The 20266-nt window shown below is 57.2% G+C and carries 18 protein-coding genes; 9 read left to right on the top strand and 9 right to left on the bottom strand.

What is annotated here, in order from left to right:
• Positions 1 to 284: 284 nt before the first annotated feature.
• A complete protein-coding gene (locus tag ACQKPC_RS00775; RefSeq protein ID WP_427622776.1) occupies positions 285 to 1673 on the top strand; it encodes an MBL fold metallo-hydrolase RNA specificity domain-containing protein in 1389 nt (462 codons plus the stop codon).
• 130 nt (positions 1674 to 1803) lie between these two features.
• On the opposite strand, the gene ACQKPC_RS00770 is transcribed toward ACQKPC_RS00775, so the two are convergent.
• Positions 1804 to 2724, bottom strand: a complete 921-nt coding sequence (locus tag ACQKPC_RS00770) for a universal stress protein (RefSeq protein ID WP_218394550.1) — start codon at positions 2722 to 2724, stop codon at positions 1804 to 1806.
• Positions 2725 to 3166: 442 nt separating this feature from the next.
• Between ACQKPC_RS00770 and ACQKPC_RS00765 the strand changes: the two genes are divergently transcribed.
• Positions 3167 to 4084, top strand: coding sequence for a universal stress protein (locus tag ACQKPC_RS00765; RefSeq protein ID WP_427622775.1), 918 nt, complete (start codon positions 3167 to 3169; stop codon positions 4082 to 4084).
• Positions 4085 to 4169: 85 nt separating this feature from the next.
• Here the strand turns inward: ACQKPC_RS00765 and ACQKPC_RS00760 are convergent, their stop codons facing one another.
• Together ACQKPC_RS00760 and ACQKPC_RS00755 are read right to left on the bottom strand one after the other, a co-directional pair.
• Positions 4170 to 4715: an Hsp20/alpha crystallin family protein gene (locus ACQKPC_RS00760; RefSeq protein ID WP_427622774.1), complete on the bottom strand. Its 546-nt coding sequence runs from the start codon at positions 4713 to 4715 to the stop codon at positions 4170 to 4172.
• Positions 4716 to 4860: 145 nt separating this feature from the next.
• The gene (locus ACQKPC_RS00755; RefSeq protein WP_427622773.1) at positions 4861 to 5757 is read right to left on the bottom strand and encodes a DMT family transporter; all 897 of its coding nucleotides are present in this window, start codon (positions 5755 to 5757) and stop codon (positions 4861 to 4863) included.
• 88 nt (positions 5758 to 5845) lie between these two features.
• On the opposite strand from ACQKPC_RS00755, the gene ACQKPC_RS00750 reads away from it, so the two are divergent.
• From ACQKPC_RS00750 to mqo, 4 genes are all read left to right on the top strand, one after another.
• Entirely contained in the window at positions 5846 to 7177 is a 1332-nt protein-coding gene (locus ACQKPC_RS00750; RefSeq protein ID WP_427622772.1) for a PLP-dependent aminotransferase family protein, read from the top strand.
• A 315-nt stretch (positions 7178 to 7492) separates the two neighbouring features.
• Complete coding sequence (locus ACQKPC_RS00745) at positions 7493 to 8062, top strand: YceI family protein (RefSeq protein WP_427622771.1); 570 nt, start codon at positions 7493 to 7495, stop codon at positions 8060 to 8062.
• A 59-nt stretch (positions 8063 to 8121) separates the two neighbouring features.
• Complete coding sequence (locus ACQKPC_RS00740; protein WP_427622770.1) at positions 8122 to 8832, top strand: GNAT family N-acetyltransferase; 711 nt, start codon at positions 8122 to 8124, stop codon at positions 8830 to 8832.
• A gap of 317 nt (positions 8833 to 9149) precedes the next feature.
• Positions 9150 to 10796, top strand: a complete 1647-nt coding sequence (gene mqo, locus ACQKPC_RS00735; protein WP_427622769.1) for a malate dehydrogenase (quinone) — start codon at positions 9150 to 9152, stop codon at positions 10794 to 10796.
• Between the two features lie 388 nt (positions 10797 to 11184).
• Here the strand turns inward: mqo and ACQKPC_RS00730 are convergent, their stop codons facing one another.
• A complete protein-coding gene (locus ACQKPC_RS00730) occupies positions 11185 to 13608 on the bottom strand; it encodes an AAA family ATPase (protein ID WP_427622768.1) in 2424 nt (807 codons plus the stop codon).
• A 458-nt stretch (positions 13609 to 14066) separates the two neighbouring features.
• On the opposite strand from ACQKPC_RS00730, the gene ACQKPC_RS00725 reads away from it, so the two are divergent.
• Complete coding sequence (locus ACQKPC_RS00725) at positions 14067 to 14459, top strand: DUF6124 family protein (protein WP_427622767.1); 393 nt, start codon at positions 14067 to 14069, stop codon at positions 14457 to 14459.
• A 317-nt stretch (positions 14460 to 14776) separates the two neighbouring features.
• Entirely contained in the window at positions 14777 to 15346 is a 570-nt protein-coding gene (locus tag ACQKPC_RS00720; protein ID WP_427622766.1) for a DJ-1/PfpI family protein, read from the top strand.
• A 38-nt stretch (positions 15347 to 15384) separates the two neighbouring features.
• On the opposite strand, the gene ACQKPC_RS00715 is transcribed toward ACQKPC_RS00720, so the two are convergent.
• The 5 genes from ACQKPC_RS00715 to ACQKPC_RS00695 form a co-directional block, all read right to left on the bottom strand.
• A complete protein-coding gene (locus ACQKPC_RS00715; protein ID WP_427622765.1) occupies positions 15385 to 15546 on the bottom strand; it encodes a hypothetical protein in 162 nt (53 codons plus the stop codon).
• A 14-nt stretch (positions 15547 to 15560) separates the two neighbouring features.
• Complete coding sequence (locus tag ACQKPC_RS00710; RefSeq protein ID WP_427622764.1) at positions 15561 to 16559, bottom strand: NADP-dependent oxidoreductase; 999 nt, start codon at positions 16557 to 16559, stop codon at positions 15561 to 15563.
• Between the two features lie 77 nt (positions 16560 to 16636).
• Positions 16637 to 17506 (bottom strand): alpha/beta fold hydrolase, encoded by an 870-nt coding sequence (locus ACQKPC_RS00705; RefSeq protein WP_427622763.1) that lies wholly within the window; start codon positions 17504 to 17506, stop codon positions 16637 to 16639.
• 47 nt (positions 17507 to 17553) lie between these two features.
• Complete coding sequence (locus ACQKPC_RS00700) at positions 17554 to 18342, bottom strand: SDR family NAD(P)-dependent oxidoreductase (RefSeq protein WP_427622762.1); 789 nt, start codon at positions 18340 to 18342, stop codon at positions 17554 to 17556.
• A 52-nt stretch (positions 18343 to 18394) separates the two neighbouring features.
• Positions 18395 to 19516 (bottom strand): alkene reductase, encoded by a 1122-nt coding sequence (locus ACQKPC_RS00695; RefSeq protein WP_427622761.1) that lies wholly within the window; start codon positions 19514 to 19516, stop codon positions 18395 to 18397.
• Positions 19517 to 19662: 146 nt separating this feature from the next.
• Between ACQKPC_RS00695 and ACQKPC_RS00690 the strand changes: the two genes are divergently transcribed.
• On the top strand, positions 19663 to 20238 hold the full coding sequence (locus tag ACQKPC_RS00690; RefSeq protein WP_427622760.1) for a TetR/AcrR family transcriptional regulator: 576 nt from the start codon (positions 19663 to 19665) through the stop codon (positions 20236 to 20238).
• Positions 20239 to 20266 lie beyond the last annotated feature (28 nt).

Below are 20266 nucleotides of genomic sequence, written 5' to 3'. Positions count from 1 at the left end.
GCCCTCTGTCTGATGCGTGGATTACAACGGACGCAAGCCTGGCCCGATCAGTTTTTTCTACACTGGAACGACATCAAGACATTGAGCTAAATCAACAAGGCTTCTGTGAGTGCGTCCGGCTATCACTCGCCAGTCATTAGTTGACAAAAATCAGAGCCCCGCGGCGATAACGCCAGATACTGTTCATCACAGCCTGACACTTCCCTGCGGCGATGAACCGAGGGAAAACCATGGATAAGCGTTTATCCGTCGGGTAAAGCGTTACCTGGCTTGAGGAAATGACGATGCGAATGACATTTCTCGGTGCGGCGGGCACGGTGACCGGCAGCAAGTACCTGCTGGAACATCACGACCACCATGTGCTGATCGACTGTGGTTTATTCCAAGGCTATAAACAACTGCGTCTGCACAACTGGGACCGTTTCCAGGTACCGATTCGCGACCTCGACGCCATCGTGCTGACCCATGCCCATCTGGATCACAGTGGCTATTTACCGGTGCTGGTGCGCAACGGTTATCGCGGGCCGGTGTATGCCACCCCCGCGACCTGTGAATTGGTGAAAATCCTGCTGCGTGACAGTGGCCGCTTGCAGGAAGAAGAGGCCGAGTTTGCCAATCGCCATGGCTTCTCCAAACACACTCCGGCGCTGCCGCTTTATACCGAGCAAGACGCCGAGCAGGCGCTGAAACTGTTGCATCCGGTGGAGTTGCACCACCGGGTCGGGATTGTTCCGGGCATGAGCATCCTGTTGCGCTGCGCCGGACACATACTGGGCGCCGCCACGGTGGAAGTGGTGGCCGATGGCATGACGCTGGTGTGTTCCGGGGACCTGGGGCGGCCGAACGATCCATTGATGTTCGCCCCGGAAATCATCGAGCAGACCGATTACCTGCTGGTGGAGTCGACTTACGGTGACCGACAGCACCCTGTTGAATCCCCGGAGGAGCAACTGGCGCAGGTCATCACCCGCACCGCTTTGCGCCACGGCATCACGCTGGTGCCATCGTTTGCAGTCGGACGTGCGCAATTGCTGATGTATTACCTGTACAGGCTTGTCCAGAAGCGAGCGATCCCGGACCTGCCGATCTACCTCAACAGCCCCATGGCCACCGACGTCACGCGCCTGTACCAGCGTTTTCGCAGCGAGCACCGGTTGTCACCGCAGGAATGCGAAGGCATGTGCCATGTCGCGCATTTCGTGCGCTCGACCCAAGACTCTATCGGACTGGACCAGCAACGCACCCCGGCGGTGATCATCGCCGCCAGCGGCATGGCCACCGGTGGGCGCGTACTTCATCACCTCAAGGCACTGGCACCCAACCCGTTGAACACGTTGCTGGTGCCGGGCTTCCAGGCGGGCGGTACCCGTGGTGCGCAGATCATCGCCGGTGCGCCATCGGTGCGTATCCACGGCCAAGACGTGCCGATCCGGGCTGAAGTGGTACCGATGCAAACCCTGTCCGCGCATGCCGATGCGGATGAAATCATGCAGTGGTTGCGCGGGTTCAAACGGCCGCCGAAACACACCTATGTGGTGCACGGGGAACCGAATGCCTCGGATGTACTGCGTCGGCGTATCAGTCTGGAACTGGGCTGGTCGGTTTCGGTGCCGGAGTACCGCGACAGTGTTGAATTAACCCCCCTCGATCAGCCCTCAAGCTCATCACTCTGACAATAAACCCCTTGGCCGGTTTTCCGGCAAAGGGCCGGGGAAAAGATGAGCAAGGCAGTTGAGTCTGGCAGCCACACTATCGCTCGCCCTCACCTTGAAGACGTGGTCCGAGCGCTGTCGCAGCGTCTCTCTACAGATCTTCAGGTGAAACCACCCATACACTGCACGGCATTTTGTACAGCAGATGCTCCACGGTGCTGCCCACCAGTCGACCCATGCCACGATGGCCGACCCGGCCCATGACAATCACATCGACGTTGTACGCATCGGCGTAATGGGTAAGGACCTTGGCCGGGTTGCCCATGATCATATGCTGTTGCTCCGGCGCAATACCGTTGCGTTCGGCCAATTCGCGGAAGGCATCGCCCTGTGCGTCGAACAGAGTCTTGGCTTTGCCTGAAGAGAAAAACGTCGAGCTGTTGTCGAAATCGAACTCGTCCGCGCTGATCGATGACAGGTCATGGGCATAGATAACATCGAGCTCGGCGTTGCAGGTACTGGCCAGTTTTGACGCCTCGCGAAGAATCCTGTCGTTGAAATCCTTGTACTGAGTATTGCTGTGGAAGGGATCGACCGCGGCGACGATCTTGCGTGGCAACGCGTGCTGCACATGGCTGACAAAATGCAGCGGAACCGGGCATTCGCGCAGCAGATGAATATCCAGGGGCGTGAACATGATCCGTGACAGCAGCGACTCGTACTCCAGAGCCTTGATCAGGACTGCCATCGGCTGTTCTTTGAGGTGAACGAGGATTTCCTGCAACGGTCTTTCTACCCAAACCACCTCAGTGGTGACAGGCACACCGATTTTACGCAAGGGACGGGCCTGTTCTTCGAGCCACTGGCGATGGCGCTCGACATACCCGAGCCGCATCTGCTCCTGCACTTGTTCATTGACCAGGCTGGCCGTTGCCAAGCCTTCCAGGTAATCGAAGGCGACGATGTGCAGGGCCGCGCCCGCGGCCTTGGCCAACGCGGCGGCCCGATCGAACGCGGGGCTGTTTTCCATGAGCGGCGAGACGACCAGCATGAAGCGTAATTGCTCAGACATGACAAAGCTCCTGTCAAAAACTGCGGAAACACCTGTGCTCCATGGCACCCATGCGTTTGGGCACCGAGGCCCTGTTTTTTATCCTGTCACTGACGGGGGAAGCGGGATTGATCTTTATCAACCTGGCGAGTGATGCAGCATGCGCCCCGACGTGTGGTGGGGGGGCGTTGTAGAGCCGCTTTCGGGTTTGTTTCCAGCAAACTGACGATTCAGAAGAACGGTCGACCCTATAGCTGACAAAGATCAAATCCCCTGGTTCTGAAGCGCTCACTCTGTGGTTCTACCCATTGCATCGAGATGGCCGTGCGCCGAGGTGCCCTATGTCGCAGACACAGCGTTTACTGCTGATCGCTCCTTTCGCCATGACTCGTACTCCGGCGTTCGACCGGGCCGCCATGTTGGCCCGCGCGATGCAATTGCCGATGTTGCAAGGAGAGTAGTGGTGAAAATTCAACGTCTGCTATTGATTGCCCCGACCGAAATGGTCCGCACCCCGGCTTTCGATCGGGCGCGAGCCCTGGCCTGTGCAACCGGTGCAATGTTGCATATCGTCGCTTTCGATCATGTCCAGGCACTGGCGGTGGCCGGCCTGTTTGACCACGACGCGATGGCTCAGGCGCGGGAAGGTTACTTGCAGGTGCATCGTCACTGGCTGGAGCAGCAAGCCCGGTTTCAACGATGCGAAGGGTTGCAGGTGACCACTGAAGTGGTCTGGGCCAGACCGAGCCTGGCGCATCTGCTTGAGTACGTGAACGACTTCCATGCGGACCTGGTGATCAAGGACACACATCGCGTGTCGGCACTCGATCGCGCCTTTCACCGGCCTCTGGACTGGCAGTTGCTGCGCAACTGTCCGGCCCCTTTGCACCTGGTCACCGATGCCGCAAATCCAAACCCGTTGAGCATACTCGCAACCGTCGACCTGTCCCATCTGGAGGCGCTGACCCAAGGGCTTAATGACCGGATTCTCGACCTGGCCTCGACGCTGGCTGAATCCTGCGGCGCCACCTTGCACCTGCTCAACGTCGACGGCTGGTCGGAGTTGGGGGAGTCTGAGGTGAACGTGCCGACAGCGACACTGGATGGCAGTTTGAGAGACGCGGTCATCGATGCTCAGCTGGAGGCCTTCGAGGTGCTTGCCGAGCGCTACGGAATCGAGAAACAACAGCAACATCTACTGCCTGGGATCCCCCCTGAGGTGATCGCACATTTTGCACAACGACATGCCTTCGACATGGTAGTACTGGGGACAACCTACCATCGCGGGATCGATATTTTCATCGGCAGTACGGCCGAAAGTGTGTTGAACCGGTCGCCCTCCAGTCTGACGATCGTCAAGCCATTGCCCCGGGTCGACTGACAGGTTCTGCCTGGCGCCGTCGCGACCACAAAAAAGCCCCTGGCCGGTTTCCCGGCAAGGGGCTTTCTGTCGCGCGAAGGGCGATTCAGCTTGATTTGATTTGCACCTTTTTGTCCGCGTTCATGGCTTCGGGCTTCTTCGGCAGCGAAATGCTCAGCACACCTTTACTGAAGTTCGCTTCGATCTTGTCGGCATCGACGCCTTTGGGCAGGCTGAATGCCCGCTGGAAGGAGCCATAGTGACGCTCTGACAAGTGATAGCCCTTTCTTTTTTCTTCCTTGTCCTCTTTCTTTTCACCCTTGATGATCAGGTTGCCATTGGACAATTTGATGTCGATATTTTCCTGATCCATGCCCGGCAGTTCGGCGGTGATTTCGAAGCTTTCATCCTTCTCGGTAATGTCCACCGCAGGCAGGCTGCGGCCGATAAAATCCCGACTCCAGAACGGTTCGACATCGAACAGCCCCCGCCGGAAAGGGGTCAACCCCGAGCCACGATTGAAGTCTTCGAACAGGTGATCGACCTGCTGGCGCAGTTTTTCCAGGGGCCGCCAAGGGTCTGCCACCGTCGGTTGCTGATCGGTTTTTTCGTCGTCGGTCTGCACCGGCATTTTCTTCTCGAAATTGGCCATTTTTCATTCCTCCTATCGAGCACTGCGGTGGGCCGGGAACGTCTCGGAGGCCGGTCCACCACGACAGATTCAGGCCTTACCTTAAAAGGTTAGTATTCCTGCGGCCGCCAGGCCAACCAACAGTCGGTTTGTGGCGGCGAGCCGTCTATCTCGAGAACTTGCGCGCACCGGTCACGCAAAGAATCACCGCAACAGTCACACCCAACATGCCAAGGCTGACCTGCTCATGCAGCAGCGTGGCCGCCAGCGCCAGGCCAAAAAACGGCTGTAGCAGCTGAAGTTGACCGACGGCGGCAATCCCGCCCTGGGCCAGCCCGCGATACCAGAACACGAAGCCGAGAAACATGCTGAACAGCGAAACATAAGCCAGGCTGAACCATGCGGTCGGGGTGATTCCCGAGAGCGAAGGAGGGGCCAGGAACCAGGTCAGCGGGACCATGACGGGAAGCGACAGTACCAGGGCCCAGGAAATCACCTGCCAGCCGCCCAGTGTTCTTGAAAGCTTCGCGCCTTCTGCATAGCCTAATCCGCAGGCGAGGATGGCCAGCAACATCAGAATGTCCCCCGCAGGAGAGGCGGTCAGGCCTTGGGAAACGGCAAAACCCACCACCAGCAGGCTTCCCAGCACCGAGAAGAACCAGAACACCGGCCGGGGACGCTCGCCACCGCGCCAGACCCCGAAGGCTGCCGTGGCCAGTGGCAACAGGCCTACGAAGACGATGGAGTGCGCAGACGTCACATATTGCAGCGCCAGCGCCGTCAGCAGCGGAAACCCGAATACAACGCCCAAGGCCACGATTGCCAGGGAGAGAAGCTGACTCTTGGCTGGCCGTTTTTCGTTGAAGAGCAGCAGCATGCACAGCGCCAGAAGGGCAGCGATACTGGCTCGGGCAACCGTCAAAAAGACCGGGTCAAACTCCAGAACGGCCACCCGTGTCGCTGGCAGCGAGCCGCTGAAAATGAGCACGCCGATGAACCCGTTGAGCCAGCCGCTCGCGGTCTTTTCCGTGGTGTGGGTTTGCAGATTCGATGTGCGTTCCATTGAGGACTCCCTTTATGCCGGTTGCATGGGAGGCATCCTATGGACGAAACTCAATACAATCAAAATATTGTCATGGATACACTTGCGCATGCCTCGTTCACGCTACAAATCACTGGTGGATGAATTCGCCGCGGATATCCGCTCAGGACGATTGTTGCCAGGCACGCGCCTACCGACCCACCGCCAGTTGGCGGCAACGGAAGGCCTGGCGCTGGTGACAGCTAGCCGGGTTTACGCGGAGCTGGAAGCCATGGGCCTGGTCAGCGGGGAAATGGGGCGGGGCACCTTTGTGAGGGAAACCTCGTGGTCACCGGGTCAGAGTATCGACCAGCATAGCGTTGCCGCTGGCATGACGGACCTGAACTTCAACTATCCAGCGCTTCCCGGGCAAGCAGAACTGCTACGAAATGCCCTGCGCCAGCTCTCATCGGCCGGCGATCTGGAATCGCTGCTGCGCTACCAGCCACACGCGGGGCGCCCACATGAACGCGCCTCGGTGGCGCGCCATCTGCGCGTCCGAGGCCTGGCGGTTGAGGCGGAGCAGGTGCTGATCGTCACCGGTGCCCAGCAGGGGCTGGCCGTGACCATGATGGCGCTATTGCAACCCGGTGACGTGATTGCGGCGGATGCCTTGACCTATTCAGGATTCAAGGCCCTGGCCGACTCACTGCACCTTGAAATCGTGCCCATTCTGGTGCTCGATCATGGCCCTGATCTGGAGGCGCTGGAAAGCCTGTGCCGGCACAGGCGCGTGCGGGCCGTGTACACGATGCCGACCCTGCACAATCCGCTGGGATGGGTGATGAGTGCCGATCAACGCGACTGTCTGGTGACGATTGCTCGCCGTCATGGGCTGCTGATCATTGAGGACGCCGCTTACGCCTTCCTGGCGGAAAATCCCCCCGCACCGCTGGCGGACCTAGCCCCTGAGAGAACGGTTTACGTGTCAGGCCTCTCCAAAAGTGTGGCCACCGGACTGCGCGTCGGCTTCGTCGTCGCCCCCCTTCAACACGTGTCCGCGCTGGAGCGCACGATCAAAGCGACGACCTGGAATACTCCGGGCGTGATGACGGCAATCGCCACTGCATGGCTCGACGACGGCACCGTCATGCAACTGGAAGCCGAGAAGCGCCAGGACGCGCAAGCGAGGCAAGTCGTGGCCGGCGAGGTACTGGCGGGGCTGCGCTGCATTCGCCATCCCTCGTCGTATTTTCTTTGGCTGCCGTTGTCGGAAGACGCAAGGGCCGATCAGATCGCCATGGCGTTGATGCGCGAAAACGTCTCGGTTTCCACCGCCGAACCGTTCGCCACTTCGGCCAACGTCCCACATGCGTTTCGTCTGGCGCTGGGCTCGGTGGAGATGGGGGCATTAAGGGAGGCGCTGGAAAAAGTGAAGTGGATGATTGGGGCTTATTCGTAATAAGCCGCTACGCAACCCTTGTAGCAGCTGGCGAAGCCTGCGTTCGCCGGTAGCAGCTGTCGAGCCCCGGCGAGGCTGCGTTCGGCTGCGAAGCAGTCGTGAATCCGGCTGACGCGGTCTACCTGATGTACCGCAGTTTCTGATTTTACGACTGCTTCGCAGCCGAACGCAGCCTCGCCGGGGCTCGACAGCTGCTACAGATCGCATTTATTCCCGGACCTAGCGTAACCAACGATTATTTGCTTAAGTCCAGCTATCGCAGCCACGTCGGTGCGGTACTTCAATCCCTGAAGGGCGCTTCAACCGGAGAATCCCATGCCCCCTCGATTCCCGCGTTTCGCCGCATTGCTCGCCATTCTCCTGGTCGGCACCTTGCCCTGCGCCCACGCCGTCGAATACACCCAGGTGAACACCACCGCCAGCAAGATCTCGTTCACCTATAACCAGTTCGGCTCCAGGGCGTATGGCACCTTCGGCAAGTTCGACGCCACAATCGATTTCGACACGGCGAACCCCACCGCGGCCCACGCCAAGCTGACCATCGACCTTGCCAGCATCGACGCCGGGGGCAGCGATGCCAACAGCGAGCTGCAAAAGCCTGCCTGGTTCAACACGGCGGAGTATCCAGTGGCGACCTTTGAATCAACCGGGGTGAAAGCGCTGGGCGACCATCGCTACTTGATCACCGGCAACCTCACGCTCAGGGGCATGACGCGTGAGTTGCAGGTGAAGGTGCTGCTGAAGCCGGAGAAGGCCATTGGCATCTTCGATGGCGACATCATTGTGAAACGCAGGGACTTCAAGATCGGCGAAGGGGAGTGGGCGGACAATGTTGTCTCCAACGACATCAACATCCGCTTCCGCATCGTCGCGCCCGAGCGTTGATTTTCCTGCGAGGGCTCGATCTGTGACAATAGCGGGCTTAACCCGGAGTCTAAAACGCAATGCCCCAGCTCACCCACTTTGCCACCCCATGCCCAGAGCCCATCAACAGCCAGATTCTGCAGATGGTCGTCGACAACCTGACCGACATCAGCATGGTGGGCATCGCGCCGAGCAACCCGTTGTACAACGTCTATCAATACGCGGTGGGCTATGAGGTTCATCTCTACCTCGAAGCGCTCAGTGGCACCAAAGGCATTGCGGTCGAACTGATCGTCGCCACGGATGATGAAGACCCTGAGCAGGTCATCGGCTTTCTGCTGTACCTGCCGGTCAAGGACGACCCTGAGGCGTGCGGCGTGGCGTACATGGCGGTGCAGGCCGGCCAGCGGCGGCGGGGCGTTGCCCGGGCGATGCTGCAAGACATGCTCGATCGCTACCCGCATGCCGAACTGACCTGCACCGTCGCCAAGGTGCCCTGGTTCGAATCGATGGGCTTCCAGGTGCTGGGCGTGCGTGGCACTCAGGTGCTGATGAACACCCGTGATCACGGCACCGAAGGCTTGATGGGCTTACTGGATGTCACATCTATCTACAGTTCTCTGGAGGTGCGGCAGATACATACGTATCTGCTGCACAAACACGGCAAGCGGGCGATGATCGATGCAGAGAAGCAACGCGACCGGCATCTTGACCAAATGACGCGCAACGCCAAGGCGTTTGTGCTTGATCGTTTGAGCAAAGACGCCGTGAGCGGACCTCGTCCCGACTAGACTGTTGAGTCCTTTCGGGCGCGCAGGCTGGCCGAGGCGTGATATTCTGTCGCATTAACTTGGTTTGACTTATTCGGTTCGTACGTCCACAGACGTCCGACGGAATCAATGTCGCTCAAGTAACTGAGCCAATAATGATAAAAAGTCAGTGCACGAGGGACATATAACTGAGGTCGATGGAGACACGTCGGCCTTGTGTGCCCACCTTCAAATCCTTGTAAGTGTAGGAACCCACGGCACGCTGCCTGCGTACCCGTACTCTTGGGTTGCTCATGTTGAGGATTGAGGGCGGATGGCGTTTATCATAGGTGCTACAGATGTTTAAGAAACTGAACACGGCCCTGCTGGGGCTGGCTTTGTCGATGGGGATCACGTCCGCCTACGCGGAAGAGGCAAAGAAAGTCGATGTGCTGCTCATTGGCGGCGGCATCATGAGTGCAACGCTGGGTGTCTGGCTCAATGAGCTGGAACCTGGTCTGTCGATGGAAATGGTCGAGCGCCTCGACGGCGTCGCCCAGGAAAGCTCCAACGGCTGGAACAACGCCGGTACCGGTCACTCCGCCCTGGCCGAGTTGAACTACACCCCGGAAGACGACAAAGGCAACGTCCAGATCCCGAAAGCCGTTGAAATCAACGAAGCCTTCCAGATCTCCCGTCAGTTCTGGGCCTGGCAAGTTCAGCAAGGCGTGCTGAAGAACCCGCGTTCGTTCATCAACTCCACTCCGCACATGAGCTTTGTGTGGGGCGATGACAACATCAAGTTCCTGAAGAAGCGCTACGAAGCCCTGCAAGCGAGCCCGCTGTTCGCCGGCATGCAGTACTCCGAAGACCCGGCTGTCATCAAGAAGTGGGTTCCGCTGATGATGGAAGGGCGTGACCCGAACCAGAAAGTCGCGGCCACCTGGAGCCCGATCGGTACCGACGTCAACTTCGGCGAGATCACCCGCCAGTTCGTCGCGCACCTGCAAACCACGCCGAAATTCGACTTGAAACTGTCTAGCGAAGTGCAAGACATCACCAAGAATGAAGACGGCACCTGGCGCGTCAGCTACAAAAACCTGAAAGACGGCACCAAAACCGAAACCGACGCCAAGTTCGTCTTCATCGGCGCGGGCGGCGGTGCACTGCACCTGCTGCAGAAGTCCGGCATTCCTGAAGCCAAGGAATACGCAGGCTTCCCGGTTGGCGGCTCGTTCCTCGTGACCGAAAACCCGACCCTGGCCGAACAACACCTGGCCAAGGCCTACGGCAAAGCTTCCGTTGGCGCACCGCCAATGTCGGTTCCGCACCTGGACACCCGTGTCCTGGACGGCAAGCGCGTCATCCTGTTTGGCCCATTCGCGACCTTCAGCACCAAGTTCCTCAAAGAAGGCTCGTACCTGGACCTGCTGACCACCACGACCACGCACAACGTGTGGCCAATGACCAAGGTCGGCATCAAGGAATACCCGCTGGTCGAGTACCTTGCAGGCCAACTGATGCTGTCTGACGAAGACCGCCTCAACGCCCTGAAAGAATACTTCCCGAACGCCAAAGCCGAAGACTGGCGCCTGTGGCAAGCCGGCCAACGCGTGCAAATCATCAAGCGTGATGAAGCCGCTGGTGGCGTGCTGAAGTTGGGTACCGAAATCGTTGCTTCCGCTGACGGCACCATCGCCGGCCTGCTGGGCGCATCGCCAGGCGCATCGACTGCCGCACCGATCATGCTGACCGTGCTGCAGAAAGTGTTCAAGGACAAGGTTGCCTCGCCTGCCTGGCAAGAAAAGCTGCATCAGATCGTGCCTAGCTATGGCACTCAGCTGAACAACAACCCTGCGAAAGTGGCTGAAGAGTGGGCTTACACCTCCAAGGTGCTGGAGCTGACTCCGCCGCCGGCGATTGGTCAGGTGGCGGCTCCGGCTGCTGCTCCGGCTGCTCCTGCCAAGGCGCCGAAGGCTAATGCTGCGACGGATATGGCTTTGTAAGTAGAAGCGTAATCGGAAAGCCCACTGGATCGGTGACGGTCAGTGGGCTTTTTTGTGGGGGAGTGTTTTCTGCAAAGAAATACTCATTTCGGCTCACATGTCTGCTTTCGACCGAGGCTGTGTAAAAACGTTTTTGAGCGCGACAGGTACTCAAAACCGGACTGAAAATCGCGCTTCTACGCGAAATCCACATCTGCTGACGTGCCGATAAATTTCAGATTAAACGTAGACGCGCGCACTTCAATTCTGGCGAAGCGTTTTTACACACTCTGGGCCAAAAGCGGCCCCTCGAAAGAGTCCAGAAAATTTGTGGCGATTCACAGTGCACGTCTTAACATTCCAGAGATGCTGTGCACCTTGGTGGCAGATGCTCTGGAATGCTTATACATCAAGCCACTCGTTCGGGTTCGCCAATGCTTTTCAATAGGGCATTATACTGGACAGCATCAGAAGCATATATTTTGTCCAAGACGTAGTTCGCTACTTTGGCAATCTCGGGAATTTCCACTGGCTTAAAGCTTCTGTCTGGAACAGCTTCTAAGTGAGAGAACTCATTATTAAGGCGATTTACAAGAGCGATGGCAGTGTCCTCCTCTTCTCCAAAGAACTTTTTTATCCGTTCAAAAGCGTCGCTTCTGTCGTCATGATAGGGGTACTTGAAGAAAAGAAAAGCCTCAAGGAATTTTCGCAAATTGTTGCCGAAGCCAAAGAACGGCTCGTGGCTAATTTGTGCAGCAGCCTGGTCTTTGCATTTATAGATCTGATGAAACAGGTAGTGAAATTCAGTGATGTAGTCTTTGAGGTAAGACGGCATAAGCAGGATATTGCTTGCTGCCCCGTTGCGCTCAATCATGAAATGCTCGTGATCGTAAACGCTCTTGGTCTTACCTTCACCCGCAGGTATTTTCTTCGTTGGAATGGATAGACGCTTGAGGTATTTCAGAAAATCCAAGTTGTGTGTTGAAATGAAAAGCTGCTGGTAGCGGTAACCGTTTGAGCCATCGGGTTTTTTTATTGGTTTAGCGATCAAGCTCTCAATCAAGCTGAACATAAAAAATATATGGTTGCTGTCCAAGCTTGAAATTGGGTCGTCAATGTAAATTATCAGTTCTTTATCTTTGCTTTCTGGATCGTCTAATTTTGCAATAAAGTAGCAGAAGGCAATCAAACTGCATTCGCCTTCGCTTAGGTTGTACGCGGCCTTGCCGTCTCGTGTGATCTCGAACTTGACAGTTGCCTTGTCAGCACTGTCACGAGGCTCAAGTTTGAGGCCGTCATGACCGAAGAAGTTGTTGAGCAGGGAGTTGACTCGCTCGGCCCCTTTACGCTCATCCTTCTGCTTGGCTCTTAAGGTTTGGACTTCTGTCTCTGCGTCACGAATTTCCTTTTCTGCGTCCGTATATGCCGTGCCTGCGGTATCGGTGCTGGTCTTGAGGGTCGCTATACGGGTAGATTCCGTTTCATAGGTAATAGCGTCCGCAAACGCAGACACGTCAGCCAACCGAAGCGCATCTCTGGCGGCAGTCTTGTCTTTTTCCAGAGTCTTTGTCTTCCCATTGTTTTTAGCAATCAAAGTATTGATGGCGTCCACATGCTTCTGAATTTCTTTGGGGTCGTGCAGTGACGGCAGAAGTGTCACAGCTTGGAACAGATTGCTTTTTCGTGTTTCCAGCGACTTCTTGAGCGCTTCCATGTCTTTCTTGTAGACGCCCAATGCATCGGCAAGCGCCTTGCTGCTCGTGTCAAAGTCAGAACGTTCCTCCGTGTAAAACTGATCGCCTCTCAACGAAACAAACCCAGCGACGGCCGCAATTTCGCCATTGGTTGAGGTGATGGCATTGTCCAAAGCCGTTTCAAGATCACCGGACTCCTTGCTGAAATGCTCGTCTAGCCTCTGCCAAATGTCATGAGGCAAGCTCTGCCGGCAGAAGGCACAGGCTTCGCGTTTATCACGGTGGTGGGCGATACCTTGCTTGACCCACAGTTGCAATACGCTGTCGTTGAGTAGTTCTTGAATGGGCCTGGGCGGCGTGATGACTTTGGACAGAATTGGCTCTGCTTGGCCTTTCAAGGAATCAAACTGAAGGGCAATGGCAAGCGTGTCCGTTATGTCAGGCAAAGCTTCTTGCTTGAGCAGTGCAAGCTTGCCAGCCTGCTCCTGAAGCGTCAGCGGGACGAACTCAACCTTCCTAGAGGCGGCAATATCGCGTCTGATGTGGTCGATGTTGTACACGGGAACGCCGTACTGGAGGTTCTTCTTGATCTCTTCAGCGGCATGCGAACGCAGCTTGCCTTCCAGTGCAGTGAAGGCGGTACTGTGTTCGGTCTTGGTGCGGTCGCGCTCTTTTCTCGTTGCCTCAAGGTCAAAGCGAAGGCCAGCCTTGGCCTCAACGCTTCCCAGCTTCGCCTCGATGGAAGCAATGGCGTCGTCAATCTCCTTGTTCTGTTCACCGACTATGGCGAAGGTCTTGATCTCACCGCCATCCTGATTGACCAAGAAGCTGAGGTTATCAGTCACAAAATCGCGGTTGTAGACCCTCACGTCATAGTTGTGAGTCAGTAGACCCGAGCAGGTGACTGCGCCCTTGTCGCCCGTAACGGTGAAGGACGAGTCAACATAGTTCAAAGGGAGTCTATGCGTCTCCAGTGCACGAAAGACACGAGAAAGGGTCGTCTTGCCCGAGTAGTTGCGTCCGTAGAGGATATTCAGACGCTGGAAGGTCTTAACGTTTTTTCCGCTGTCCCTAACGGCTTTCTTCCACTCTAGCCCGGAAAAGCTGCCGAAGCTTGCGATGTCTATCTGATTGATCATTGATCCATTCCTACCCTGGTGGAGTTAGATCGACCCCAGTTTAGTAGGTGCTTTGAGTGTTTGCTTCTGGCCGATTGTGTTGAAAAAGTCGGTCCTTCCAGACTGCCCGCGTACTGACTGCTGAAAACGCTTTTTTTGCTCGCAGCTACGCGAAATCTGAGTCCGGAATCCTCTGTTCAAAGTAAAGATTTCAATCTCAAGCGCATACTTTTCTGCCGTGGAATCCATGGCCGACTTTTTCAACAGAATCGGCCGTTAGCAGCCTTTCGCGACTGGCAGGTCTTAGCTATAAGCAACCACGTAGTATCAATTGGAAAACCGCATCCTCAGAACTTTCCTACACATCTCCGGCCTTGCCCTTCGGAAGCCCACTCGCTAACCTCCCTCCGTCGCTGCCAATTCAGCGACCGGGTGTGGTAGCCCGATTTTCATAGGAACCCAATCCATTGGAGTTCCAAATGCTCGACGACGACGAAAACCCATCTGAAATCCCAGAAATCCCAGAACCAGCAGAAACCGATCCGGTTTCCCCATACTCCTGCCTCGACTCAAAAAAACTCCACGACGCCGCGATCCGTGCGCTCGATTACTACCTGTCGCCACCCCCCTCAAAACCAAAACTGGCTGACCGCCGTCCCAGCTCAATCTTCATCATCGCCCCCAGCGTCGACAAAGAAACCCTCCTGGCCCACTGCTGCGAAACCCTCGCTTCCGCCAACGTAATAGCCAGCGAGTTGGCCTTCAGCCTCACCGGCCCGCAATGCAACATGGCGCTGGCCATTCAGCAGATGATTTCCCTGGCAGAGTTGTCGGTGAATCGGGTGTTGGATCAGGTCGATCCGCAGGAGTAGGTGAGGGTGTTGTTTCATTGTGATGCGCAATAAGAAGCCCCGTCCCATTTAGGTGGGACGGGGCTTTTTTGTTTTTCAGATTGAAAAATCAAAAGATCGCAGCCTTCGGCAGCTCCGTGTTCGTGGTGTTCCCTCGTCGCAGATTTCGCCGGAGGCTCCTATCAAGCCAGCGGACTCACCCGCATCCCATTCAGTATGGTCTATGGGTTGATGCCGCTGACGACGCGTCTGATGTCGCGCTGGTTGTTGAGCTGATATCAGTTGAGATCTATTTGTTGTCACTTTATGTTATTCGTTTTCATGGATGATTCTGACTTATGGCACGCGTGGGCTTGATACTGACACCCGGTTTTGCGGACTGGGAATACGCTTTCATTGCAGGAACCGCATCCCCGTTTTACGGGATCGACGTCAGGTTTTTTGCCTCTGCTACGGGGCAGTTCCGCTCGCAGGGTGGATTGGCAGTAACCGTGGATAGCAGCTTGCAACAATGCCTGGACTGGAAGCCGGACGTTGTTGCCGTCATCGGTGGAATGATCTGGGAGCGTGCAGATGCACCGGATATTCGGGACTTTCTGCTGGCGAGTCGTTCAAGTGGAGCGACAATTGCCGGTATCTGTGGGGGAACGCTGGCACTTGCGAGAGCCGGGCTTCTCGACTCGGTTTCTCATACCTCGAACAGCGCTGACTTCTTACAACAGAATGCCGTCGGTTATGAAGGCGCCGCGCTTTATCGAAGCAGTCAAGTAGCTGTGGTTGCCGACCGCATCATAACTGCTCCAGGCCCTGCGCCCGTAAGCTTTACCTGCGCCGTGTTCGAAGCTGCGGGGCTGTCCTCAGAGAGCGTTTCGCAGTTCAGGTCATTGTTGGCAGCGGAACACGGGTAACCTTGTTTCAATTGAAGAGTGGCATGAACCATTTCTCGTTACTGCTCGAGCATCAAGCTGCGCCAAATGATCATCGGCTTTTCTACCGGCGCGACTTCCGGTTGCAACTGCTCCTGTGTGGGGCTGTTGTGCGGTGGTTGCTCCTCTGGTTCAGGCTCTGGAATGTGATACTCGGCGGCATGCACGTTATCTACTGACATTTTTTGTAGTGCGCTTATTTGATTGTTATGGTGACTTTGCCTTTTGATCTGCCCTGCTCGACGTACCGCAACGCCTCTGCAGTCGATTCAAAAGGGAAGGAACGATCGATGACCGGTTTGATGACGCCAGCCTCGATAAGCGAGGTGATTTTTTGCAGTTGTACCCCGTTGGCACGCATAAACAAAAATGCATAGCTCACCCCGTGCTTGCGGGCTTTTCTACGAATACCGCTGCTCAGCAGGCGCATGACTTGCCCCAGCACCCAGGACAAGCCTTGCTCTTGGGCAAATTGCGCGGTCGGCGGCCCCGAAAGGGAAATGAGTTGTCCGCCGGGCTTGAGAACCTTGACCGATTTCTCCAGTACATCGGCACCGAGGCTGTTCAACACCACGTCGAAATCGCGCAACTCGTTTGCAAAATCCTGCTGTTTGTAATCGATGACCACATCCGCCCCGAGTGCTTTCACCCATTCGACATTTGCCGTGCTGGTGGTGGTCGCAACGAAGGCGCCGAGGTGTTTGGCGAGCTGGATGGCAAACGTGCCGACACCGCCGGATCCGGCATGAATCAACACCTTCTGGCCTTTTTTCACCTGGGCGGTCTCAACCAGCGCCTGCCAGGCCGTCAAGGCGGCCAAGGGGACGGACGCCGCTTCGGCCATATCGAGGTTCGAGGGTTTCAGCGCGAGGGCGTTTTCGTTCACGGCGATCAGTTCGGCAAACGTCCCGATCCGGTCCTCGGGAGGGCGTGCATAGACTTCGTCTCCTGGCTTGAATCGCTTCACCGCCGAGCCCGTGCGAACGACCACTCCGGCCAGGTCATTGCCCAATACCAATGGAAATGTATAGGGCAGAATCAGTTTGAATTCCCCGGTTCTGATCTTCGAGTCCAACGGGTTCACGCTCGTTGCATGCACCTGGATCAGAATGTCATGCACACCGACCGCAGGGTCGGGCGTTTCGCCAATCGTTCCGTTCTGCTTGCCGTAGCGGTCGATAAAAAATGCCTTCATGTTGCAGCTGCTCTTGTCGGTGGAATGAGAATGGGGCGCGGCCCCGACAACGTTGATGCGATTAGACGTGCAGGCTGTCAGGCGTCGAGGAACGCCAAAGCGTTGGCCACGAAATCGGTATGGTGCTGGAAAATGCTGCCGTGCCCGGCGTCCTGGTAAATGATCAGTTGCGCGTTGGGGATTCGCTTCGCCAGCTCAATCGAGTTCACGGTGGGCACCATGATGTCGTTGTCCCCGTTGGCTATCAGCGTCGGCATACGCAGGCGACCGAGTTCTTGCGGCGCCTGCTTGCCCCACGCAGTAATGGCTTTTAACTGCCGTAAAAACGCGCGGGGTGTCGGGCCTTTGTCCCGGTCTTGCCGGCGCTCTTTCAATTGTTGCAAATACTCGGACGCGGCGCGTTGGCCGTTGGCCGTGGTGGTAAAGAACAGGTAGAACTTGGGGTCTCGCAGCGTCAGCAAACCTTTGATCATCAATGGCCAGGTCACCGAACCGACGCTGTCGATGCCTGTGCCACCGGCCGGTCCTGTTCCGGTGAGGATCAATCTGCGCACTCGTTCGGGTGCTTTCATGGCGATGTCTTGAGCGACGAAGCCGCCGAGTGAAAAGCCGAGCAGGTCAACCTTGTCAAAACCTAGCGCACGAATCAGGCCGATTGCATCGTCAGCCATTTCACCGATGGTCAATGGCGCGGCGCCGCCCGAGCCACCGATTCCGCGGTAATCCGTAGTGATGACACGCCGGTTTTTTGCCAGACCGTCGATAATCCTGGGGTCAAAGTTATCCAACACTGCCCCCCAATGGTTGAACATGACCAGCGGGACCTCCGTCTTGGGTCCCAGATCACGATAGGCGAAGGGGATCCCGCCTACCAGAACCGACTGGTTCGCCGCGTTGATAAATGACGACTGCGAACCCGGGTGATTGCTTGTAGCCATAAGGATCATTTTTACTCCGTCCGATTGCGGGGCGAGGCCGACCTGCTCGACATGGGTCAGGCTTGAGTCAAATAGCGTGGCGCCACGGCGGACTGCCTGATCTGCGACAAAAGCCCCTGACGCGCGGTTTGCAGGGCATCCCAGCGCTCGCCTTCTTGCAACGGAGGAATGGTCACCGGTTCGCGACGGTCGAAGCCAACCAGTGCGGCATCGACCAGATCACCCACTTCCATGATTTCGCTCAAGGTGTTGATGTCGATACCGGCGCGGTCCCAAATCTCCGTGCGGGTGGCGGCGGGCAGTACGGCTTGCACATAAACACCCTGAGGCGAAAGTTCCAGGCTCAGGCCTTGGGACAGGAACAGCACAAACGCCTTGGTCGCCCCATAGACCGACATACCGAACTCAGGTGCCAGACCCACCACCGAACCGATGTTGATGATGGCGCCTTCACCTGCTTTGGTCAGGCGTGGCGCGATGGCGCTGGCGAGCCGCACCAGCGCGGTGGTGTTGAGGGCCACCAGTTGCGCAACGCTGTCGGTGCTTTGCTCGATGAAGGTGCCTGACTGTGCGGCGCCGGCATTGTTGACGAGGATGCCGATGCGCCCGTCATCTCGCAGGCGCGCTTCGACGGTGTGCAGGTCGCTGAGTTGAGTCAGGTCGGCCTGAAGCACTTCAATGGCGACGTTGTGTTCGCCACGCAACTTTGCGGCGAGCGCTTCCAGGCGCGAGTGGTCGCGGGCGACCAACACCAGATCATGCCCGCGCTGGGCGAAACGCTCGGCGTAAACCGCGCCGATGCCGGTGGAAGCGCCAGTGATGAGAACGGTAGGGTGAGTAGTCATGATGTCAGCTCTTTTTTCGGGAACATGAATGGAGATGGATGCACGATCAAAATCAGGCCCGATCAGCTTGTGCCTGGTTCGCGGCAGCGCTTGATTCGGCAAGCGTCGGGTAGTCGATGTATCCCGCCGCACCGCCGCCGTAGAGCGTGGAGGGGTCGAAGGCGGACAGTGGCGCACCGTTCTTGAGCCGCTCCACCAGATCAGGGTTGCCGATAAAAGGGCGGCCAAAGGCGATCAGGTCAGCCTTGTCATGCGTAAGGCGTGCCGTGGCCAAGTCCAGGTCATAGCCGTTGTTGGCGATGTAGGTGTTCTTGAAGCGCTGGCGCAAGGCGTCGAAATCAAAGGGCGCCACGTCGCGTGGCCCACCGGTCGCGCCTTCGACTACGTGCAGATAAACGATGTCCAGAGCATTGAGTTGGTCGACGATGTAATCGAATTGAGCCTGTGGATCACTGCTCGATACACCATTGGCCGGCGAGACAGGCGAAAGGCGAATGCCTGTGCGATCAGCACCAATCTCGGCGGCCACCGCGGCCGTCACTTCCAGCAGCAGGCGTGCACGGTTTGCGATCGAGCCGCCGTAGGCATCAGTACGCAGGTTGGCGCCGTCCTTGATGAACTGATCCAGCAAATAGCCGTTTGCACCGTGGATTTCCACGCCGTCGAAGCCTGCCGCAATGGCGTTTGCCGCCGCTTGGCGGAAATCGTTGACGATGCCCGGCAGTTCGTCAGTCTCCAGCGCTCGCGGCTCGGAAACGTCCTCGAAGCGATTGTTGACGAATACCTTGGTCGCGGGACGAAGCGCGGAAGGGGCTACCGGCGCCGCGCCTTGCTGTTGCAGATCCACGTGGGAAACACGGCCCACATGCCACAGCTGCAGGAAAATTCTCCCGCCCTTGGCGTGTACGGCATCGGTCACCTTGCGCCATCCCTCTATCTGCGACTGCGTGTAAATGCCCGGGGTGTCCTGATAGCCCTGTCCCTGCTGCGAGATCTGCGAGGCTTCGGAAATCAGCAAGCCCGCGCTGGCCCGCTGGCTGTAATAGGCAGCAGCAAACTCACTCGGCACAAAGCCTTTGCCTGCGCGATTGCGCGTCAGTGGAGCGAGAACCACGCGGTTCGACAGCGTCAGGGCGCCAAGCGTGTAAGGGGTAAACAGATTCTGGTCGCTCATGGGTGTGTGTTCCGTGCCCGTTGGTGAATTTCATATGGCTGGCATTTAGGATGATGATCGAAATCTAAACTGTCAACAATTTTGATTATGGTCAACATCTATGTATCATCAGCCGATGAATTTCCAGCGGTAGCGAGGTATCGAACATGCGAGTGTCCAAGGCCCAGGCCCAGGCAAATCGGGAGCACATCGTCGAAACGGCCTCAGTCGTGTTTCGCGAGCGCGGTTTCGACGGTGTCGGCGTGGCCGACCTGATGGCCGCCGCCGGTTTCACCCATGGCGGTTTCTATAAACATTTCGGTTCGAAGGCTGACCTGATGGCCGAAGCCTCGGCCAACAGTCTTGCGCAGTCACTGGCCAGCACCGAAGCATTGAGCGTGAAGGATTTCATCGATGTGTATGTGTCCAGGGATCATCGCGACGGGCGCGCCACGGGTTGCACCATGGCGGCGTTGTGCGGCGACGCGGCGCGTCAGTCCGGCGATTTGAAGTCGGCATTCGCTGAAGGCATCGAGCGCATGTTGCAAACGCTCGGCGAAAAATACCCGACCGGGCCGGATGCGGCGCCGGGTGAGGCGAGGGTGAAAATGATCGACCTGCTGGCGCGCGCGGTCGGCGCGATCATGTTATCGCGCGCCTGTCCTGACGACTCGGCGCTGGCCGATGAAATTCTGGCGGTGTGTCACGCGCAAATGACCGCATCATTATCTATTCAATCGTAGATTCAGTCGTAGAGGGGATAAATGGATG

The organism is Pseudomonas sp. NPDC089918, from assembly GCF_050280605.1.
Lineage (GTDB): Bacteria > Pseudomonadota > Gammaproteobacteria > Pseudomonadales > Pseudomonadaceae > Aquipseudomonas.
This window is presented reverse-complemented; position numbering and strand designations above follow the sequence as displayed.